Raw genomic sequence first — 22,557 nt, forward strand, 5'->3', positions numbered from 1 at the left:
ATTCAATAAAAATTTGCCCGTATTTTTTTGTCTTTTATATTGTCAGGATCAAAAACATTGAATCCGTTTATACCGCCAAAAATAAATTCTCCCGTTGAAAGTTCTGTACCTGCATTCCAGCTAAATTGACTGCCCTGAAGCCCATCAGAAACGCCAAAATTTCTAAAAGTATTGTTCTTGGGGTTCAATCTCGAAATTCCGTGATACGTACTCATCCATAAATCTCCTTTTTTATCTTCCAGAAGGCGAAGGATTGTATTGCTCGAAAGGCCGTTTTGAGTCGTGTATTTTTTAGAAGTGCCTGTTTTTGGGTTGAAAAAAGCAGACCGCCTTCGACAGTACCAATCCAGAGATTTTTGTTTTGATCTTCGGTTATACATCTGATAGTATAATCTGAATGGTAGTTTTTTACTTTTTTGGTTTTTGGATCTATTTCAAAAAAAGAATTGAAAGTTCCGCCCCAGATTTTTCCGTCTTTGGTTTCGTAAAGGCAAGTTACATCGCGCAAAGTATTACTGTAGCAAATGAATTTATTTTGTTTTCTATCCAGTTGATATAGCGCTCCGCCGTTAGTAACAGCAAGCCACAACGTTTTTTTGAATCTAAAAACAGCAGCCACGATTCTTGTTCTGCTTTTTTAGTAAACTGATTATAAATGGAGAAATTTTGAATTGCTTTTGATTTGGGATCGATTCGGCAGACTCCGCCTTTCCACATCGCCACCCAAATGGCATTATCAGCATCCTTGACAATACTTGTAACAAAATTGCTCTGAATCTTTTTGCCGGCAGATGAAGCTGTGGAGTAAACGTCGTAGGTATTTTGTTTTCTGTTCCAGTATCGCATTCCGGCGCCATCAGTACCAATCCAGATATTTTTCTTTTCATCTTCGCAGAAAGAAAGCATGAAGTTTGCGGCAGGATCTTCGTCTTCTTTATTGGTTACTGGATCTTTGCTTTTAAAATGATTAAAATCGAGCGGTTTTTCCCCCATCATGCTTACGCCGCCACGCAGGGTTCCAAACCACATTTCTCCGGTTTTGCTTTGGAATATATCATACAAAGATTTACTGTTAAGCAATGAAACCGGACCGCTGGCACGATATAAAATTGGAGCAGTTTGATTTTTTGTAATGGTGTAAAGTCCTGCACCGTCGGTAGCAATCCAGAGTCTGTTTTCCTGCTGAAAAAAATCGCGTACGACTGTTTTTTCAAGAAAGTAATTTTTAGAATAACTATTCAGATTGTCATTATATATATACGCCCCTTCGTCTGATCCAATCCAGAGACCTTCATTTGTTAGTTTAATGCAATTTGCACCTGTAATTGTATTGTTGAGAAGCGTTAGTTTTTCGGATTTAATATCGTACTGACAAAGTCCGGTTCCTGTTATAAAAACGTAGAAGATTTGTTTTTTTGCATTATAAGCTATTGATCTTGCGATATAATTTAATTTTCCGTTGAAGGGGATTGCCGTTCCAATTTTCTCACCTTCCTTATAAAGAACGATTGCCTCTTTTGTAGCGACAAGAATGAGATGTAGAGAATGTACCGCAATGATTTCGTAAGCGGTAACGTTTAAAGGTTTTATTTTTTTATTCGTATCATAATATTGCAGCGGACTAAAAGAAGATCGTTCTGCATTAAAAACCACTGGTCCCGCAGTTGTTCCTACCCACAAATTGTTTTCAAAGTCACCTTCAATACAGCTAATGGCATTTCCCTGAATCGAATTTGGATCGGTATGAATATGGCGGTAAATCTTAAAATCATTTCCGTCATATCGGTTTAATCCATCAAAAGTTCCAAACCACATATAGCCATTTTGATCCTGATATATAGAAGCAACAGAATTGTTCGAAAGTCCTAATGAAATATCAAGATGTCTTATCGGGTAATTCTGTCCAAATGCATTTATATGCAAAACACTAATAACAAGAAAGAACGTTAACTTATTCATAGATTTTTTTATAAAGCATGTTGCTCTTTGATATACGAAAAATAGAAGAGATGTGATCTAAATGCGGGATCAATTTTTATGTGAATATATTTGAAATCTGTATACTTTGCGAAATTAAAACAATTATTATGTAATGTTTAAAAACACTACTGGTTTTTTAGATAGTGATTACCTGTTGGGCGCAATTTTTTCTAACACATAGAAACATAGATTTAATGATTTTGAAAAAAGTAAATCAAAAAAGAAACTAGTTTCTCACACATAGTCCCGAAGCAGAATGTCATTGGTTAAGCTGAAATCTATAAAATTACTACAGTTTAATCAGGAAAATAATTAGAAAAATCCGTTTTTTATCAGCGTTTTAGCTTTAGCGAATCAGTAAAATCAGCGTCTAATTTTAACGCGGATAAAACAGATTTACTTCGTAAAAACGCGGATAAGAACGGATTTTATTTGCAATAATTTTATTTTGTAAAAAAGTAACTTAATGACATTGCCGAAGCATCGCATAGATTTTAATTAGAAAAATCCGTTTTTATCAGCGTTTTCGCTTTAGCGAATCAGTAAAATCAGCGTCTAATTTTGACGCGGATAAAATAGATTTACTTCGTAAAAACGCAGATAAAAGCGGATTTTATTTGCAATAATTTTATTTTCTAAAAGCTTAACTTAATTTTAAAAATAAGATTTTAAGAATTTTTAAGCTGTTTTTGATGTCATAGTGATAAAAAGAACAGTAGCTTAATCAATTACTAAATCTCTTATTTTACCTGTTAATTATTTATATTATCATTTTTTTACAGCAAAAAAATACAGAATATGTTTTTATAAAGTGTCATATGCACACTTTTTACGAAATTGTCCCCTTTTATAAATGAATTTTTCCCTGTCTTAATATCTGGCTCTGTACTTAATTTGCAGAGTGAGTTGATAAGCTATAACGTTTGAGTAATCTTATTTTATTTTTTTGTTCATAGCAAGTCAATGAAAACAAACTAACCAATTATCTTAACCAAAAACACTTTAAACATGACCAACATTCCAAAGAAAATTCACCAGGAAAACTTTCCTTATTCTAAAAAGTGAATAAGCTTACTTAGCAAGGCAGGTTATAATTCTTAAGAAATAATTTTAAAAAACAAGTCTTGTTTCTTTAAAAATTATATATCTCTGCAATCATTTTATGACCACACTTAATTAATAAAATCTAACTTAAACCAACCCAATTAAAAAAGTATGAAAATAATTAAAACCAAATTTTTACTTTTATTATTCTTGCTTCCTTTTTGTGTTTTGGCTCAAAACACGATTAGCGGTGTTGTCCTGGAAAAAGGGACAAAGCAGCCCATACCAGGAGTAAACATAAAAGTATCTGGAACAAATAGTAGTACATCGACCGACTTTGATGGAAAATTTCAATTATCCGGAGTAAAAGCGGATAGTAAAATTACGTTTTCGTATACAGGTTATACCACTCAGACTATCGCAGTTGCCGGACAAAAAAACATAACTGTTTCTCTTGAAGAAGATAATAATCAACTAAAAGAAGTTGTTGTTCAGGTAGGTTACGGAAGCGTTAAAAAGAAAGATGCTACCGGATCTGTTACTGCACTTTCTACTAAAGACTTTAACAAAGGAAATAATATTACTACAGAAAATCTGCTTAACGGAAGAGTAGCTGGTTTAACCGTAAATTCAACTGGTGCTCCGGGGTCTAGTTCTCAAATTAGAATTCGAGGAGGAAGTTCACTTTTTGCAAGTAACGATCCTCTTATTGTCATCGATGGATTACCGCTTGATAATACTACAAATACAGGAGCCTCTTCCTTTTTGGCTTCTTTAAATCCTGCAACCGTAGAATCTATTACGGTTTTAAAAGATGCTTCGGCGTCTGCGATTTACGGTTCACGCGCGTCAAATGGTGTTATTATTATTACCACCAAAAAAGGAAGCAAAACATTATCTGTAGATTATAATGTGCAATATGCTGCGGGTACACTGATTAAAACGGTTGATGTTTTAAGTGCAGATGAATTTAGAGGCGTTATTGCAGACAGAAGAAGCGATGATCTGGATAAACTGGGAACTGCAAATACAGATTGGCAAAAAGCAATTTACAGAAATACCGGAACGGTAGATCAAAGTTTAGCCGTGAGAGGAAGTTTATTCAATATCATTCCAACGAGTTTAACTTTGGGAAATACAGATCAGCAGGGATTGCGTTTAACCAATAATTTTAAAAGAAACACCGTTGGTTTAGTAATGAATCCAACTTTTCTTGACAATCATTTAAAATTGCGACTTTCGGCCAATTATACAAACGAAATAAACAGATTTACAGATGCTGTTGAAGGATCGGCCATTGGTTTTGACCCAACGCAGCCCATAAAAGTGGATGGTGCGCCTTACGGAGGTTATTTTGAATATACTACAGGTGTAGACGCCAACGGAAATTATCCGTTAGTATCGACTGCAGCAAGAAATCCTGTTTCGCAATTGTTGAATACAAACGACAGAGGAACAAATGACAGAATTTTCGGAAATTTTGAAATTGATTATAAATTCCATTTTTTACCTGCTTTAAGAGCGGTTGTAAATGTTGGTTATGATGAATCGAATGGAGACAGAAGAAGATTGGTTGGTGCTGATGCCGGTTCTGCTCCGTCTAACAACAACATTCCGTACGGGACAAATGAATATACAGAAGCAACCAGAAAAAATAAATTATTAGATACTTATTTAGTTTATAACAAAACTTTTAACTCACTTGTTTTTGAAATGACAGGCGGTTATTCGTATCAAAAATTTCAAAGCTCAAAATTTGAAACAGGTAATATCCTAAATCCCGATTTGCCATCAACATATCCTGAAACTACTTTGGATACAGATGTTGTTTTATTAGGATTCTTTGCCAGAACAAATTTAAATTTTAGAGATAAATATTTATTAACGCTGTCTTACAGAAGAGATGGTTCTTCAAGATTTGAAGAAGCAAATCGTTGGGGAATTTCCCATCCGTAGCTTTTGCATGGAAAATCAAAGAAGATTTCTTTAAAGATAATAACACATTATCTGACTTAAAATTAAGATTAAGTTATGGTATTACAGGACAACAGGATATTCCTGAGCCAAACGGATATTTGCAAAAATACCAGCTTGGCGGTGGAAATTCTGAATACTACTTCGGCGAAAGCCCAATTCCGGTTGCACTTCCTTCAAAAAGAACAAACAATTTGAAATGGGAAGAAACCACTTCATACAATGCAGGTCTTGATTTTGGTTTTTTAAACAATCGCTTATCTGCCGGACTTGATGTTTATTACAAAGAATCTAAAGATTTATTGGTAAATGCAGCAATATCTGATGGTAGTAATTTCTCTAACCGCGTGTACCAAAACGTAGGGAGTTTTACCACAAAAGGTGTCGAGTTTACGATTAATGCTAATGCTGTAAAAACAGAAAATTTCAATTGGAATATGAATTTTAATGTCTCTAAATTTGAAAGAAGAATCAAAAATCTGGTAAACGGAAGCGATATCTTTTTAGGAGACAACATTGCAGGAACAGGAACTCCGGGACAAATTTTCAGAGAAGGTTATACTCCTTATTCTTTTTACGTATACAAACAATTATACAACAACGAAGGAAAACCAATTGAAGGCGCTTTTGCAGATTTAAATGGAGATAATATCAGAAATGATGCTGATAAATATATCTATAATAATCCGGATCCTGATTTTACATTAGGATTTGCATCTAACATGAATTATAAAAAATTCGATTTTTCATTTAATTTAAGAGCCAGTATTGGTAACCGAATTTATAATGCCGTAGACGCCAGCAGAGCACAATATGATGCTATGGAAAACGGAGGGGTTTTAAGTAATGTTCCGTCTCAGATAACAGAAACTAATTTTCAAACTACTTCAAATGTTGTATTGTCAGATCTTTATATAGAGAATGCTTCTTTCTTAAAAATGGACAATGTTACGTTAGGATACACTTTGAACAACTGGTTAAACAGTAAAGCATCGTTAAGAATATCAACAGGAGTTCAGAACGTTTTTGTTATTACAAAATACAGTGGTTTAGATCCTGAAATTACCAACAATGGTGTAGACAAAACGATTTATCCAAGACAACGATCCATCTTATTTGGTCTTAATCTTAAATTTTAATTACGATGAAAAAATATATTTTAATAACAATTTTAGCACTGACTACCCTTTTTCAGTCTTGTACTGATGATTTAAATGTAGTCTCAGAAGATGACGATGTTCTTTCTTCGGATGTATTATTTTCTACGCCTGCGGGCTATAAACAAGCTTTCGCAGGTGTGTACGGAAATCTGACTTTAACCGGAGTTATTGGTCCTAATGATTCTTCTTTGGAAGGTGTAGATGCCGGAACAAGCCAGTTTACAAGATGTTTATTATACATGCAGGAATTAACTACAGACGAACTGGTTTGGAGTTATGAAAATGACGGAGGAACCGCAGAATTACAACGTAATATTTGGACCGCTGCAAATCCTGTTATTTTAGGAATGTTTAGCAGAACGATGGTTTCTGTTTCTTATGCAAACGAATTTTTACGTCAGAGTACACCAGAAAAACTAAGTTCAAGAGGTATTACAAATGCTGCAACTTTGGCCGATATAGCACTTTATCGTCAGGAAGTTCGTGTTTTAAGGGCGTATGCGTATTATAACATGATGGATTTATTTGGAAAAGCACCAATGTATACCGAAAATGATCCAGTAAATTTTACCGGACCTGAGTTTAACAGAAAACAATTATTTGATTTTATCGAAACAGAACTTAAAGCTGTTTTACCAGATTTAAAAGCAGCCAGAACCAATGAATACGGAAGATTAGACCAATCTATGGCACGTATGATTTTGGCAAAAATATATTTGAATGCCGAGGTATATATTCAAGCCGATCGTTTTGATGATTGTATTACAATGTGTAATGAAATCATAGCAAGCGGTTATACTTTAAAACCAAAATACCTGGACAATTTTAAAGCAGATAACAATACCTCTGAAGAAATCATTTTCGGAATCCAGTCGGATGGAGCAGTTTCTCAAAACTGGGGAGCAACAACTGTTTTAACAAACGGACAAATTGGTGCCTGGGAAAACAATGGTGCTGATTTTGGAGTTGGGGGCTGGACAGGAGCACTTAGAATTAGAAAAGAATTTGCTCAAAAATTTGACGGTACAAAATTCAGTCAGGATACCAGAAATACGGTAGGAAGAGGAGTTCAGGGCGATCCGGCAAAACAAAGATCAATTGATATTGAAGATATTGGCGTAAAAACACAAGGCTATATTTTATCTAAATTTTCTAATAAAACTACCGCAGGAGTTAGCGGTGTAAGTTCTACTTATGCTGATACTGATTTTCCATTATTCAGATTAGCCGATGTTTATTTAATGTATGCTGAGGCTACTTTAAGAGGTGGAAACGGAACTACGGCACAAGCATTAGAATATGTAAATGCTTTAAGACAAAGAGCTAATAGTAATTTGACCGTTGGAAACATTACTTTAAGCGAACTGACTCTTGATTTTTTAATTGATGAAAGAGCTCGTGAATTACATTGGGAAGCACACCGAAGACAAGATTTAATCCGTTTTGGAAAATATACGGGAGGATCTTACAATTGGGCATGGAAGGGAAATTCTTCAAAAGGAATCGCTATACCTTCTTACATGAGCGTTTTTCCTATTCCGGAAGGATCATTGGGAGCCAATAGAAATTTGACTCAAAACACGGGTTACTAAAACTTTTTTTAAAACATAAACGATACAAAAAATGAAACATATATATAAATTTTTTATAGCTATTACTTTACTTACAGGACTTTGGTCTTGTGAAAACGAAACGGATTTGATGATCGTAGAGCCTCAGGAAGCTGCTTTTTCAATGATTACTCCTGATAATGGTTCTTCGACTATTTTAAATAAAGACACACCTAACAATACTGCCCTGACTTTTACGTGGGAAAAAGTGAGTTACGGAACACCTACTATCGTGACCTATACCGTACAGTTTGCAGCCAGTAATACTGAATTTGCAGCTCCGGTTGATATTACGTCTACAACTTCTACTCACGCCAGTATTACAGTAGCAGAACTTAATGCAAAAGCATTGGAACTTGGTCTTACGGCTGAAGTTGAAGGAACAATCGATGTTAGAATTAAATCAACGGTTGGTACAACACTTTCAGAGCCAAAATTTTCTACGCCAATTACGATTGCACTGACTCCTTACAGAGGTATATTCCCTAAAATTGATTTGTTTTTAGTAGGACCTGGTACGGCTGCAGGATGGAGTGTAACGAGTAACAATATGCCAATTTACAGAGATACAAAAGAAAACGCAAAGTTTTATTATACAGGATATTTTAATAAAGATGGTTTTAAATTAATTGAGCAAATTGGTTTCTGGGCTCCGGCTTACGGAACAAATGGTGCTGCAGTGCAATACAGAGCAACAGAAAGCGATACTGATCCGGGTGTTTTCCCTACGACAGTTGCAGGTTATTATAGTTTTGAAATTAATCTTGAAGAACTAACATATAAAATTGAGCCTTATACAGGACCAATGACAACGTATGCGGTAATTACTTTGACAGGATCGGTATTAACAGGAGATGACGCCGGATGGAATATGGATGTTCCTTTAGTAAAATCTGATTTTGATGGACATATCTGGAAAGTTACTCAAACTTTACAAGCCGGAAAAATGAAATTTAAAGCAAACAACAGCTGGGATGTTAGCTGGGGCGATAATGGTGGAGATATTATTGTTGAGGCTGGAAAATATGAAATCTGGTTCAATGACTTAGATGGTCGTTACACGTTTATACCAACTCCATAATTGAATTAAAAAATATGAGAAGCCTCAATAAGCTTATTTTGAGGCTTCTTCTTTAACATTAAAGAAACTTACTTTTAAATTCAAAATTTCAATCATTATAATTCATCTCATGAAAAAATATATAAAACTTCTTGGGTTACTTGCTATAACGGCAATTCAGTTTTCGTGCTCAAGTAATGATGCTGCAGAGGCGGAAGCGGTTAACCCACCAGATGCGAGTGATACTTTTATCAGAGCATCAGATGTTTCTTTTCTTCCTCAAATGGAATCTTTAGGAACAAAATTTTACAGCAACGGCAAAGCCGAAGAAATGCTTACAACACTAAAAAATGCGGGTTGTAATACAGTCAGAATTCGTTTATGGAAAAATCCTGTAAATGGGCGTTCTGGTTTAAGCGAAGTAAAACAATTGGCTCAAAAAGCAAGACAAGCAGGACTTAGAGTTTGGCTTACGGTTCATTATTCTGATAATTGGGCCGATCCTGCAATACAGACTACTCCCAAAGAATGGGAAGATTTATCTTTTACCGATTTAAAAACGGCCGTTACCAATTATACATCAACAATAATTACAGAAATTAATCCGGATATTATTCAAATTGGTAATGAAATCAATAGTGGATTATTGTGGCCACAAGGAAATTTAATTAGTAACGAAGAACAATGTATCGCTTTATTAACTGCTGCCAGTGCAACAGTTCGCAGTAAAGCGCCAAACACAAAAATAATGATTCATTATGCAGGTGTAAACGGTGGTGCAACTGATTGGTTTTTTACCAAAATGAAAAGTGTTGATTACGACTACATCGGATTATCGTATTATCCTGTTTGGCACGGTAAAGATTTGACAGAAGTAAAAAATACCATTGATGCTTTAGGAGAAAAATTCGGTAAAAAAGTCCTGATTGCAGAAACCGCTTATCCTTTTACCTTATTGCACAATGATCAGACAAATAACATTGTAGGAACAAACGATCAGTTGGTACCGGGATATCCTGCAACTCCGGCGGGACAAAGAACTTTTGTTATGGAAATTAAAAACATAGTAAAAACATCCCAATTCGGACAAGGATTTGCGTATTGGGGAGGCGAGTGGGTTGCTTTTAAAGGACAACAATCTACAAGTGGTTCTACATTCGAAAATCAGGCTTTATATAGTTTTGACAATAATGTCTTATCAGTAATGGAGGCTTTCAGCAAAGACTAAAACATGAGAAATTCACTTAAAATTATATCTTTTTTGATGCTAATTGTACTTGCATTTACTTCATGTAAATCAAAAATGATTAGCGAAAAAAACTCCTTTTCAAAAGGAGCTGATATCGGTTGGCTGCCTCAAATGGAAGCGACAGGTTATAAATTTTATGACGCAGACGGTTCTGAGAAAGACTGTCTGCAATTACTAAAAGACCGCGGAATAAATACGATCAGGTTGCGTGTTTGGGTTAACCCGAATGATGATAAAGCCAGCGGACACTGTAGTCCCCAAGAAACAGTTGTTATGGCAGTTCGCGCGCAAAAAATGGGAATGCGTATTATGATCGATTTTCATTACAGCGATTCCTGGGCAGATCCCGGTAAACAAAATAAACCTGCTGCATGGGCAAAACATTCTTTTCCGGAATTGTTAACCGATGTTTATCAACATACTTATGATGTTTTGCAACTGTTGAAAAAAGCAGGAGTAACGCCGGAATGGGTTCAGGTTGGAAATGAAATTCCGAGTGGTATGCTTTGGCCGGAAGGACATACAGATAATTTTAATCAGCTGGCACAATTACTTGATAAAGGATATGAAGCTACAAAAGCCATCGATCCAAAAATTAAAGTTATTGTTCATTTAGACGAAGGAAATAAAAGTGAAAAATTCAGATGGTTTTTTGATAAAGCGACTGAAAATAAGGTAAAATATGATGTAATTGGTTTATCGTATTATCCGTATTGGATCAAAACCGATTATCAAAGCACCATTTTAGATTTAGAAAATAATCTAAAAGACATGGCTTTCCGCTACAATAAAGAAGTTATGGTGGTCGAAGTGGGTGGTGATTTTGAACAAGTACAAAATACCAAAGAAATGCTTGAAGCCACTATAAAAGCTGTAAAAAGCGTACCCAATAATAAAGGTTTAGGCGTTATTTATTGGGAACCACAAGGCGAAAAAAGCTGGAGCGGTTATCAATTGAATGCCTGGCTTTCTGACGGTAAACCTTCGCCGGCATTGGATGCTTTCAAAAATTAAAAATTAAATTTTACCATTAAGATATTAAGTTTCATAAAGCTAAATGATCTTAAGCCAGATGGGAGTAGCATAAAAAGAAAATTAAACACATAGAAACATAGATTTTATGTTTTTGAAAAAGATTATAGAAAGAAGCTAGTTTCTCACACATAGTCCCGATAACTATCGGGATTAATGCAAGTGAAACGCCTTTTTTGAGTTCAATACTTCTATGTTTCTATGTGTTAAATATAATTGCGCTCAACTGTTTATCTTAATATCTTAATGGTGAAAAAATAAAATAAAAAATGAAATTAATTTTTAGATCAATATTATTCGTATTTCTACTGGTTTTTTCGTGTGGAAAAATGATGTCACAATCAACAACTGTTATTTTAAAAGACAACTGGCGTTTTTCTGCAGCCGTAAAAGAAGATGCGTTTTCTGTAAATTTTGATGCTTCAAAGTGGGAAAAAGTTAGCGTACCGCACGATTGGGCGATTTACGGACCTTTTGATAAAGAATGGGACAAGCAGGTTTCGGCAATTGAACAAAATGGAGAAAAAGTTCCTACTGAAAAAACAGGTCGTACAGGTGCGCTTCCGCATATTGGTACAGGCTGGTATCGCAATACATTTTCTATTCCTGAGTTTAAAAAAGGTAAAAAAGCACTTCTTATTTTTGAAGGCGCGATGAGCGAACCTCAGGTTTATTTAAACGGTAAAAAAATAGGAGAGTGGGGTTACGGATACAGTTATTTTTATATTGATATTTCTAAAGATTTAATAGCCGGATCAGAAAATATATTAGCAGTAAAATTGACCAATATGCCATTTTCTTCAAGATGGTATCCAGGAGCCGGTTTATACAGAAAAGTAAGTATTGTAGTAAAAGAAGAAGAAAACTTTGTACAATGGGGAACTTTTATTACAACTCCGGACATCAAAGAAAATACTGCTATTGTTGATCTTAAAGCTGAGGTAAGTGGCAATAATTTGTCGATGATAACTCAAATAAAAGATGCAGCTAATACTATAGTAGCAACACAGAAAGCTATAGAAATCAAAGATGGAAAATTTCATCAAACCATTTCTGTTGCCAATCCTCATTTATGGAGTCCTGAAACGCCTTATTTGTATACTGCAGTAACAAAATTATATGCAGCTGACGGAACTTTGAAAGACGAACAAAGTATAAAATTCGGTATCAGATCTATTAAATATGAAGCCGATAAAGGATTTAGTCTTAACGGAAAAGTGACAAAATTTAAAGGAGTTTGTCTTCATCATGATCTTGGACCTCTTGGAGCAGCGGTAAACAAAGCCGCACTTCGAAGACAGCTTACAATTCTGAAAGATATGGGATGCAATGCGATTCGCAGTTCTCATAATATGCCCTCTTTTGAACAGCTTGAATTGGCAGATGAAATGGGATTTATGTTTCTGGCAGAAAGTTTTGATGAATGGGCTAAACCCAAAGTACAAAACGGATATCATCGCTTTTTTGAAGAATATGCAGAAAAAGACATTGTAAATTTAGTGAGAGCTACACGAAACCATCCTTGTATTGTCATGTGGAGTTCAGGAAATGAAGTTCCAGATCAATATGGAGCGGAAGGTTTGACCAGAGCTAAATTTCTGCAGGATGTTTTTCATAGAGAAGATCCTACACGCCCGGTAACGGTAGGAATGGATCAGGTAAAACAGACTATGGCATCAGGTTTTGGGGCTTTATTAGATGTGCCTGGTTTAAATTATAGAGTTCATCTTTATGAAGAAGCTTATAAATCATTTCCACAGGGATTTATTTTAGGTTCAGAAACAGCGTCAACAGTAAGTTCAAGAGGAATTTATAAATTTCCTGTTGTACAGCAAAAAGAGAAACAATACGATGATCTTCAATGTTCGTCTTATGATCTCGAAGCTTGCAGCTGGTCGAATGTTCCGGATGAAGATTTTGTGCTTCAGGATGATAAACCATGGGTTATTGGTGAATTTGTCTGGACTGGTTTTGACTATTTAGGAGAACCTACGCCTTATGATGAAAAATGGCCGTCAAGAAGTTCTTATTTCGGAATCTCTGATTTGGCAGGACTTCCTAAAGACCGTTTTTATTTGTACAGAAGCAGATGGAATACGAAAGATACAACGCTTCATATTCTGCCACATTGGAACTGGAAAGGAAGAGAAGGAGAAATTACTCCGGTTTTCGTTTATACGAACTATGACAGTGCAGAACTTTTCGTAAACGGAAAAAGTATGGGCGTTCAGAAAAAAAACAATTCAACTCCGCAAAACCGTTATCGCTTAATGTGGAATGATATAAAATATGAGCCTGGAACGGTAAAAGTTGTAGCATTTGATTCAAATGGAAAAATAGCTGCCGAAAGCGAGGTTAAAACTTCGGGTGATCCTTATAAAATCATTCTCGAAGCAGATCGTAAAGTTATCAAAGCGGATGGCGAAGATATCTCTTTTGTAACCGTTTCGGTTGTAGATAAAAACAGAATTCCATGTCCTACAGCAGTTAATGAATTGCAATTTAAGGTAACTGGCGCTGCAACATACAGAGCAGCTTGTAATGGAGACGCAACTTCATTGGAAATATTTCACGAAAATAAAATGAAGCTTTTCAGCGGTAAATTGGTTGTTTTGGTTAAAGCAGTCAAAACTGCAGGCGCAATCCAATTGGAAGTAACCGGAAAAGGGCTTCAGAAAGGTAAAATAAATTTAAAGTCAGAACTTTAATTGGAATATTGTAATTGTAGAAAAAATGATTTTCCTTTTCAAAATTACTCATGATGTTTTTAGATTAGTTTTTACATAGTAACTAACTGAAAAAGAATATAAAATTATAAATTGGGAATAGTAAAAGAGACGACCAGCAGGTCGTCTCTTTTGTTTTTATCAGGTAGTGTTTCAGATTTAGTGATATGAGATTTTATATATACTATAAAAACATTTATTTTAATTATTTTCAAAAATAAAAAAAGTCACTTTTTACCTTAAAAAAACTCTTAAAAGAAAGCTAAAATTTTAACAATCAATTATATCTATTTTATTAGATTTGTTAAAAATTTATTAGAATTATAATAATAAAATTCACACGATAATGTGTATTGCTTTTGATTCTATTAAATTAAGATATCTACTTAAAAATCAGTCTTATGTTAAAAAAATTGTTGTACTGGCAATCTTAATTTGCAGTGCGTGCCAGACAACCCAAATTAAAAATGAAGAATATAAATTTTCAGCTTCTGTTGTAGAATTAGGGAGCATTGGAACATCGAAGTTATCTTACAATCAAAATAAATTTGAAACTAAAGGGTTGCCAAAATTAGAAAATAATATTCGTGTAGAAATTGGTGTTGTTCCTTATAATAGAAAATTGAATAAAATTTATAAGTCTAAAGCTAAATACAATCAAAATCAGACAAAAGTAGCTTTTATAGATAGTTTACCTATTAAACCTGAATTAGTGACTATAAAAATTTTAGACATTGCAGGATTGACGAATGAAATAAATGCCGATTATAATACTGATATTTTAAAACTATTAATAAACACTCAAAAATCTAAAATAGTTTCAAGTCTTGCCGTTAGTTTATCTACTGATGAAATTGCAAAAATAAGACAAGCAGATGCTTTTTATTTAACTAATAACCAGTATAAAAAATATACAATTGCTTTATTTAAATCAGGAAAAAAAATCGATGCAATCAGCATAAATCCGGAGACAATTGTGGCGTATCAGGTCAGTTCTTTTTGTTGGGCTACCTCAGGTCGCGGAAATTGGTATGTGGCCGATATTGTTAGTGAGCACAATAGCTGTGCGGGAACAACACAATCTAAAATAAGTGAAAAGAAAGTTAACAAAGACTTATTTGATATGTAATTGTTACTATCTGAATAAATAGATTTTTAAAATCTAAACAACAATTAATTTATTATGAACAAAATTACCTTTTATAAATTCTTTACTTTTTTAGTGATTTTTAGTTTTATTTCCTGCGAAGAAATATTGCTTGTTGATGATATTTCTAAAGAAGAAGTTTCACTTACTGCACCTGCAAATAATGCTGCTTTGTCATCATCTGGTGTTGGTTTCTCTTGGGAGGCTGTGGAGAGTGCAGACAAATACCAATTGCAAATTGCAACTCCAAATTTTGATGCTCCTCAACAAATTGTACTTGATACTTTGGTTACAAAAAATTCTTTTACACAACAGTTAAATATTGGTAAATATGAGTGGCGTGTAAAAGCTGTGAATAGTGCTTATGAAACTGCTTATGCTAAAAAAAGTTTTGAAATTTTAAACAACGATGATTTTCAAAACAATACTGTTGTTTTATTAACTCCTTCCAACAATTTAACTACGAAGACTGCTTTACAAAAATTATCCTGGGATGCCATTATTGGTGCAACCAATTATCAGATTCAGATATTAGATGAGAATAGTACTGTAGTAAAAGAACAAAGTATAGAAACCACTTTACTAAATTTTACTTTTGACGAGGGTAAATATACATGGAAAGTAAGAGCCAGTAACGGAACTGCACAAACATTATACACTTCACGATTGATTTTAGTTGATAGTAAGGCTCCAAATACTCCTACATTATCAGCTCCTGCTAATGCAAGTACTACCACAAATACGAGTATCAATTTTCAATGGAGCAGAACTCCTATTGCCGGAAGTGCAGAAAAAGATAGTATTTATGTTTACAAAGAAAGCGCTTTAACCAATTTAAGCTTCAAAGACAAAGGTAACAGCCCATACAACAAAACGCTTATTATAGGAACTTATTACTGGTTTGTAAAATCATTTGATGAGGCGGGAAATGAAAGCGCAAGAAGTACGGTTTTTAATTTTACGATCAATTAAAATTTTATAGATTACTTAAAAGGAAATTTAAAACCAGAATAAATATACCAAAACCAAAAAATCAACCTATGATTAAAAATCTAAAATTTTTACTTATTACTGCATTAGTTTACATTCCTCTGTTTATAAACGGTCAGACAACACCAATTGCCGGAGATTATAAAGTTATTGACATTGGAAGTAATGGCGTAGGTGATTATGTTAAGAACCTAATTTTAATTCATGAAATGTACAATGGCACCTTAATAGGAAGTAATAATGCCGTGGGAACAATAACTGCCTTTCGAGGTACATCAGCTTCTTTTAACAGAACAAATATCGTACAAATTAATTCTTCATCTGCATATAATGGAACTTTAGCAAGTATACAATCAATAGATAACAATGCAAACTGGAAATTAAAAACCTGCATTTATAACGGAAAAAAATATCTTGCTTTAGACGTTCCTTATTCACCGGCTTATCATGATTGGGGTTTTAAATTTATAGGATGGATAAAATCTACAGGTGAAAATATGAAATCTGTAAACTACGAACAAAATGGACAAGCTGTAAATGGTAACATTCTTTCTAATATAGAAGATTATACTCCAAATATGGATGAAACCCATCAGGTAAATAATTTTTTAATATTAGGCAATAATGTTGGTATTGGCACAACAGCTCCAGATGAAAAACTAACCGTAAAAGGAAAAATCCATACACAAGAAGTAAGAGTTGACATGTCTGGACCGTTAGTTCCTGATTATGTTTTTGCCAATGATTATAAACTTAAAACATTACAGGAAGTTGAAGATTATATTAAAGCAAATAAACACTTACCGGAAATACCATCCGCACAAGAAATTGAAAAAAATGGTTTGATGTTGGCGGAAATGAATATGAATTTGCTAAAGAAAATGGAGGAAATGACTCTTTATATGATTGAGCAGAATAAACAGTTAAAAGCCTTAAATGAACAAGTTATTTTTCAAAACAAGGAAATACAATTACTTAAAAATAAATAATCTGCATAAAAACAACAACCTAAAAACCAACCAAATGAATTCAAATATTAAAAAATATATATTTATTGTTCTATTTGCATTTTTTATGACTACTTGTGCTTTTTCACAAAATGATATAAACCAAAATGGTGTTAAAACAAGTGTAATAGTAGGGCTATCAGCTGATGCAGCTCAAGCAAAAAGGTATGAATTTGCTTCGATTGGATATAACTCTTTTCATTGGCAAAATGGAGGACTTATGATCATAGAACTTTTTCAAACATCTTACGGAACCGGTTATGAAAAATATGTTGTAGAAAACGGCTTTGGACAAGGTGCGAACTATGGCTCACCAGTTGTTAAATTAGTCGATTCATACGGAGCATATCATTCTGGAAAAATTACTTTAGGAATACCAACTGATTTATCAACAAGTGTTGGAGGTTACATCAACAAACAACTTCCTATATTTTTAGATGTTAGGGATTATGCGAGCTATAGAATCAAAATTACTTATTTGCAAGAAAAAGTAGATACAGTAACAGATATTAATCAAATTAAAATTAATCAAAGTCCTATCGCTGTTAGTATTCCAGATTTTTCACCTTCAGACGCTTTAACTTACAATTTAAAAATAAGCGGACCTGGAAATCATTATATTCAAAATGGAAATGTAGGTATTGGCACAACAGCTCCAGATGAAAAACTAACAGTAAAAGGAAAAATTCACACACAAGAAGTACGTGTTGATATGGCGGGACCGTTAGTTCCCGATTATGTTTTTGCCAATGATTATAAACTTAAAACTTTACAAGAAGTTGAAGATTACATTAAAGAAAAAAACACTTACCGGAAATACCATCTGCAAAAGAAATTGAAAAAAATGGTTTGATGCTAGCTGAAATGAATATGAGTTTGTTGAAGAAAATGGAGGAAATGACACTTTATATGATTGAGCAGAATAAAAAAATAGAAAATCTTGAAAAGAAAATTGAAACCATTTTAAACAAATAAATATATTAAAAATGAAAAAAAACTTACTCTTAATTATTCTAATTATTTTCTCATTTACAAAAATCTATGCAAACTCCAATAATAATAATAATAATAATAATAATAAAGTAATTGCATCTGAATATGAAAGCAGCATTACTTTCCCCGCAGGATATGTAATTGGTGATTATATTGAATTTGTAGGTGTAAGTCCATTATCAGCAGGTGCAAGTGGTTATTATGAAATCTCCATAAATTATACAAGAGGCAATGTGGCATCTGCAGCAACACATGTGGCTTCAATATCACATTCAAATCCTGCATTATGGAGAGAAACCGGGCGCATAAACAACAATCCATATGTAGGAGTAGGAACTAATTTTACAGTAGATTGCAATACTCAATATGGCAATCCTCGCTTTAGAATAAGAGCAATTGGTACTTTAGGAATAAATACTCCAATCACAGTGTATATAAAAGTTACGTCTTTAAATACAAACCAATCCTATACTGCTTTAAGTGCAATAGGAAACGATTTGACCGTTTCAAAATTTATTCCAATGACATCTGATTGGGATTTATATGTTGGAAACGTTTTTGTTGCGGATGGTGCTTCTCTTGCTATTAAAGCTACTCAAAACGGAAATGTTGGTATAGGGACTGCAAATCCAACCTCAAAACTTACAGTAGCAGGAAATATTGCTTCTCGCGAAGTAAAAGTAACAGTAGATGCCGGAGCCGATTTTGTTTTTGAAAAGGATTATGATTTACCTTCTTTGGATTCTGTGGATAAATTCATTAAGGAAAATAAGCATTTACCTGAAATTGCTTCTGCCACTGAAATGCAAAAAGACGGAATTAATTTATCTGAAATGAATATTAAGCTTTTACAGAAAATTGAGGAATTGACGCTTTATATGATTGAGATAAAAAAAGAAAATGAAGCAATGAAAAAAGATATTAGAAAATTAAAAACAAGATAAATCGTAAACATGAAGAAAATAGTATTAATAGTTGTTTTATTTATTTTTTCAAAAAATTGCTTTGCCCAAGTATCAAGCAGTTTTATTGTAAATGGTGATATTGACAAATTTTATCCGGTAACTTTTTATGATGGCGGATGGCCGAATAATGTTCCAACAAATCTAATATTAGGAAGAAGTAATGTACATGGCGATTCTAGCTGGAGAGGTTCATTAATGGCTTCTTTCAACTTTCATGTTACGAGTTGGGGCCATGGTTCTAACTTTATAAATGCTGATATTATACCCTCAAACCTTGGTTATCCTAATTTCACAACTTTTATAGCAGGTTGGAGAGATGCTACAATAAATGGTGGCTGCTATTGTATTATTATTTGGTTAAGAGGTGGTGGTACAACTTATAATTATCATTCTAACTATGCAGTAAATCCAACGGTGTATGATGGAATTCAAAACACATTACCTTACAATGAACTTAATGGCCCCGCACATAGTTTTAAAACAACTATTGAAGAATATGCAACTACCACAGGAACATACAACAATAGAAATGCTTATTTTACTGCAAATGTTGGTATAGGAACTCTTTCACCAGATGAAAAACTAACAGTAAAAGGAAAAATTCACACACAAGAAGTAAGAGTTGATATGTCTGGACCGTTAGTTCCTGATTATGTTTTTGCCAATGATTATAAACTTAAAACTTTACAAGAAGTTGAAGATTACATCAAAGAAAACAAACATTTACCGGAAATACCATCTGCACAGGAAATTGAAAAAAATGGTTTGATGCTCGCAGAAATGAATATGAGTTTGCTTAAGAAAATGGAGGAAATGACGCTTTATATGATTGAGATGAAAAAAGAAAATGATTCTCTTAAAAACAATCAACAGATTTTAGAAAAAGAATACAGAAAATCGAAAACAAATAGAAATGAAAAAAATAGTATTTGTAAGTATATTCGTTTTTTTATAAAATACAGCTTTGCACAATCAAATAATTTTATTGTTGGTGGTGACTTAGATAAATTTTACCCCGTTACATTTTATGATGGTGGTTGGGGAAATAATGTACCAACAAATTTAATTATTGGCAGAAGTAATGTTCATCTTGATTCTCTATGGAAAGGTTCTTTAATAGCAACTTTCAACTATCATGTATCAAACTATGGGCACGGCTCAAGCTTTATTAATTCAGAAATCAACACCTCAGCAGGCTCTAGTGGTAACTTCATATCGGGATGGAGAGATGCAACTGCAAACGGAACTTGCACTTGTATTATTATATGGCTACGTGGTGGTAACACTACTTATTTTTATCAATCAAATTATTCTACAAATCCAACAATCTATGATGGAGTACAAAATGCATTGCCATACAATGAAGTGAATGGTCCTGCACATAGTTTTAAAACAACTGTTGATGAATATGCTACAACTACAGGTACATACCAAAACAGAAATGCTTATTTCACAGGAAATGTTGGTATTGGAACAACAAATCCAACCTCAAAACTTACGGTTGCAGGAAACATTGCTTCACGCGAAGTAAAAGTAACCGTTGATGCTGGAGCAGACTTTGTTTTTGAAAAAGATTATGATTTACCTTCTCTGGATTCTGTCGATAAATTCATTAAGGAAAATAAGCATTTACCGGAAATTGCTTCTGCCACTGAAATGCAAAAAGATGGTATTAATCTATCTGAAATGAATATCAAGCTTTTGCAAAAAATTGAGGAAATGACATTGTATATGATTGAGCAAAATAAACAATTAAAAATACAAAACGAACAAATTCAATTACAAAATAAAGAAATACAATTATTGAAAAACATAAATTTAAAAAATAACGCCAGTAAACATGATTAACAATAAACAATTGATCACATTAATTATTTTTTTGTGACCTTAAATATTTTCTCTCAAATAAATTTAGATCAAAACGGAGTAAAGTCAACAGTTGTTGGACCATTATCTGCTAGTAATGATCAGGCAAAAAGATATGAAATCGCTTCCATTGGTTATAATTCCCATCATTGGCAAGCGGGAGGACTTATTATTATAGAGCTTTATAACGAATACTATGCCACTGGTTATGAAAAATACATTATAGAAAATGGTTACGGGCAAGGGAGTGAAGGATCTTCTGCAGAACTCAAACGAGTAGACTCATACGGATTAATTCATTCTGGTAAAATTCTATTAGGTTCTCCTATAAATCTGTCTACTAGTGTAGGAGGTTATATAAACAAACAATTGCCGATTTATTTAGATTTGAGATATTATGCACGATATAAGGTTAAAATTACTTATTTGCAACAAAAAGTTGATGTTCTTACAGATGTCAATCAAATTCAAATTAATCTTAATCCGGTAGGGGTTAATATCAACGATTTTCCGGAATCAAATGTTTTAAACACTGATTTAAAAATAACTGGATTAGGAAATCATTATATTCAAAATGGTAATATTGGTATTGGAACAACAAATCCAACCTCAAAACTTACAGTAGCAGGAAATATTGCTTCTCGCGAAGTAAAAGTAACGGTTGATGCCGGAGCTGATTTTGTTTTTGAAAAAGATTATGATTTACCATCATTAGACTCTGTCGATAAATTTATTAAAGAAAATAAACATTTACCAGAAGTTGCATCTGCTGCTTCAATGCAGAAAGATGGAATCAATTTATCTGAAATGAATATTAAGCTTTTGCAGAAAATTGAAGAGTTGACGCTTTATATGATTGAAATGAAAAAAGAAATAGAAACTTTAAAAAAAGATAAAAAATGAAAAAAATAATATTTCTACTGCTTATAATAATATCATTTAATGCTTTCTCTCAAATTAACTCTCCAAATGGTAGTAATGTTTTTACTTACAATGGTCTGGCTGATGTTATTTTTAGATTTCCAGAAAGAGGATCAGGGGGAAGAGCATTTGTACACGATAATAATAATATTTTATCATTAAATTATAGCGAAGATTTTACCGGAGGGACTAGAATTGGTAAAGATGTTTATTTTAAAGATGGAGGTAATTCTTATATTTATAGTGGGAATTTTGGTATTGGCACCAACAATCCTAGCGCCCCTCTCACTGTTTATGGCAAATCTCATTTTTTTCCAGCTAGAATTGGAAGCGGAGATGGCAGAGTTTTAGAAATTGGACATACTGCTAGTTTTCCAGCTTTTCTTGATAATAATTATCCTGTTATCTTAAAAACAGGAGGAGGCAATCAGCCTTTAATTTTAGATGCTGCAAGAGTTGGAATTGGGACAGCAAATCCTGATAGTCAATTAGCGGTAAACGGAACAATCCATTCGAAAGAAGTAAAAGTTGATATGCTAAACTGGTCTGATTTTGTTTTTAGAAAGGAATATAATTTGCCAACACTTCAGGAAGTTGAAAAACATATTGCTGAAAAAGGTCATTTAGAAGATATTCCTACTGAAAAAGAAGTTTTGGAAAATGGAATTAATTTGGGCGAAATGAATGCTAAATTGCTTCAAAAAATTGAAGAGTTGACTTTGTATAGTATTCAGCAAAATAAAAAGATTGAAGAACAATCAAAAGAGATAGAATCTCTAAAAGGTTTAGTTTTGCGAGTTGCCAAAATTGAAAACGAATTAGGTACAAAATAA

19 protein-coding genes are annotated in these 22,557 nt (G+C 33.4%); 16 read left to right on the top strand and 3 right to left on the bottom strand.

Annotated features, from left to right (window positions below; translation table 11 throughout):
* Positions 1-2: 2 nt before the first annotated feature.
* The 3 genes from ACZZZT_RS12210 to ACZZZT_RS12220 are packed head-to-tail and all read right to left on the bottom strand — an operon-like array spanning position 3 to position 1,959.
* Positions 3-254 carry a hypothetical protein gene (locus ACZZZT_RS12210; RefSeq protein WP_463462420.1) on the bottom strand — a complete coding sequence of 84 codons (252 nt, stop codon included), beginning with the start codon at positions 252-254 and terminating at the stop codon, positions 3-5.
* The gene (locus tag ACZZZT_RS12215) at positions 212-589 is read right to left on the bottom strand and encodes a two-component regulator propeller domain-containing protein (protein ID WP_463460559.1); all 378 of its coding nucleotides are present in this window, start codon (positions 587-589) and stop codon (positions 212-214) included. The genes ACZZZT_RS12210 and ACZZZT_RS12215 overlap by 43 nt, the downstream gene beginning before the upstream one ends.
* Positions 496-1,959 carry a ligand-binding sensor domain-containing protein gene (locus ACZZZT_RS12220; protein ID WP_463460560.1) on the bottom strand — a complete coding sequence of 488 codons (1,464 nt, stop codon included), beginning with the start codon at positions 1,957-1,959 and terminating at the stop codon, positions 496-498. Before ACZZZT_RS12220 ends, ACZZZT_RS12215 begins: the two co-directional genes overlap by 94 nt.
* Before the next feature lie 1,236 nt (positions 1,960-3,195).
* Here ACZZZT_RS12220 and ACZZZT_RS12225 point away from each other — a divergent pair.
* From ACZZZT_RS12225 to ACZZZT_RS12300, 16 genes are all read left to right on the top strand, one after another.
* Positions 3,196-4,980 (top strand): SusC/RagA family TonB-linked outer membrane protein, encoded by a 1,785-nt coding sequence (locus ACZZZT_RS12225; RefSeq protein WP_463460561.1) that lies wholly within the window; start codon positions 3,196-3,198, stop codon positions 4,978-4,980.
* Positions 4,959-6,137 (top strand): TonB-dependent receptor domain-containing protein, encoded by a 1,179-nt coding sequence (locus ACZZZT_RS12230; RefSeq protein ID WP_463460562.1) that lies wholly within the window; start codon positions 4,959-4,961, stop codon positions 6,135-6,137. Before ACZZZT_RS12225 ends, ACZZZT_RS12230 begins: the two co-directional genes overlap by 22 nt.
* Before the next feature lie 5 nt (positions 6,138-6,142).
* Positions 6,143-7,750: a RagB/SusD family nutrient uptake outer membrane protein gene (locus ACZZZT_RS12235; RefSeq protein ID WP_463460563.1), complete on the top strand. Its 1,608-nt coding sequence runs from the start codon at positions 6,143-6,145 to the stop codon at positions 7,748-7,750.
* Between the two features lie 31 nt (positions 7,751-7,781).
* Positions 7,782-8,849 (top strand): SusE domain-containing protein, encoded by a 1,068-nt coding sequence (locus tag ACZZZT_RS12240; RefSeq protein WP_463460564.1) that lies wholly within the window; start codon positions 7,782-7,784, stop codon positions 8,847-8,849.
* 109 nt (positions 8,850-8,958) lie between these two features.
* Positions 8,959-10,056 carry a glycoside hydrolase family 53 protein gene (locus tag ACZZZT_RS12245; protein WP_463460565.1) on the top strand — a complete coding sequence of 366 codons (1,098 nt, stop codon included), beginning with the start codon at positions 8,959-8,961 and terminating at the stop codon, positions 10,054-10,056.
* Positions 10,057-10,131: 75 nt separating this feature from the next.
* The gene (locus tag ACZZZT_RS12250) at positions 10,132-11,091 is read left to right on the top strand and encodes a glycoside hydrolase family 53 protein (protein WP_463460566.1); all 960 of its coding nucleotides are present in this window, start codon (positions 10,132-10,134) and stop codon (positions 11,089-11,091) included.
* A 287-nt stretch (positions 11,092-11,378) separates the two neighbouring features.
* Entirely contained in the window at positions 11,379-13,817 is a 2,439-nt protein-coding gene (locus tag ACZZZT_RS12255; RefSeq protein WP_463460567.1) for a DUF4982 domain-containing protein, read from the top strand.
* 364 nt (positions 13,818-14,181) lie between these two features.
* Positions 14,182-14,964 (top strand): hypothetical protein, encoded by a 783-nt coding sequence (locus ACZZZT_RS12260; RefSeq protein WP_463460568.1) that lies wholly within the window; start codon positions 14,182-14,184, stop codon positions 14,962-14,964.
* A 54-nt stretch (positions 14,965-15,018) separates the two neighbouring features.
* The gene (locus tag ACZZZT_RS12265) at positions 15,019-15,954 is read left to right on the top strand and encodes a hypothetical protein (RefSeq protein WP_463460569.1); all 936 of its coding nucleotides are present in this window, start codon (positions 15,019-15,021) and stop codon (positions 15,952-15,954) included.
* Between the two features lie 68 nt (positions 15,955-16,022).
* Entirely contained in the window at positions 16,023-16,961 is a 939-nt protein-coding gene (locus ACZZZT_RS12270) for a hypothetical protein (protein WP_463460570.1), read from the top strand.
* A 34-nt stretch (positions 16,962-16,995) separates the two neighbouring features.
* The gene (locus ACZZZT_RS12275; RefSeq protein WP_463460571.1) at positions 16,996-17,832 is read left to right on the top strand and encodes a hypothetical protein; all 837 of its coding nucleotides are present in this window, start codon (positions 16,996-16,998) and stop codon (positions 17,830-17,832) included.
* Positions 17,829-17,954, top strand: coding sequence for a hypothetical protein (locus ACZZZT_RS12280; RefSeq protein WP_463460572.1), 126 nt, complete (start codon positions 17,829-17,831; stop codon positions 17,952-17,954). Before ACZZZT_RS12275 ends, ACZZZT_RS12280 begins: the two co-directional genes overlap by 4 nt.
* Before the next feature lie 11 nt (positions 17,955-17,965).
* Positions 17,966-18,916, top strand: a complete 951-nt coding sequence (locus ACZZZT_RS12285) for a hypothetical protein (RefSeq protein ID WP_463460573.1) — start codon at positions 17,966-17,968, stop codon at positions 18,914-18,916.
* Between the two features lie 9 nt (positions 18,917-18,925).
* On the top strand, positions 18,926-20,785 hold the full coding sequence (locus ACZZZT_RS12290) for a hypothetical protein (RefSeq protein WP_463460574.1): 1,860 nt from the start codon (positions 18,926-18,928) through the stop codon (positions 20,783-20,785).
* A 33-nt stretch (positions 20,786-20,818) separates the two neighbouring features.
* Complete coding sequence (locus ACZZZT_RS12295; protein WP_463460575.1) at positions 20,819-21,706, top strand: hypothetical protein; 888 nt, start codon at positions 20,819-20,821, stop codon at positions 21,704-21,706.
* Complete coding sequence (locus ACZZZT_RS12300) at positions 21,703-22,557, top strand: hypothetical protein (RefSeq protein WP_463460576.1); 855 nt, start codon at positions 21,703-21,705, stop codon at positions 22,555-22,557. Before ACZZZT_RS12295 ends, ACZZZT_RS12300 begins: the two co-directional genes overlap by 4 nt.

It is taken from the genome of Flavobacterium sp. AC274 (assembly GCF_979258275.1).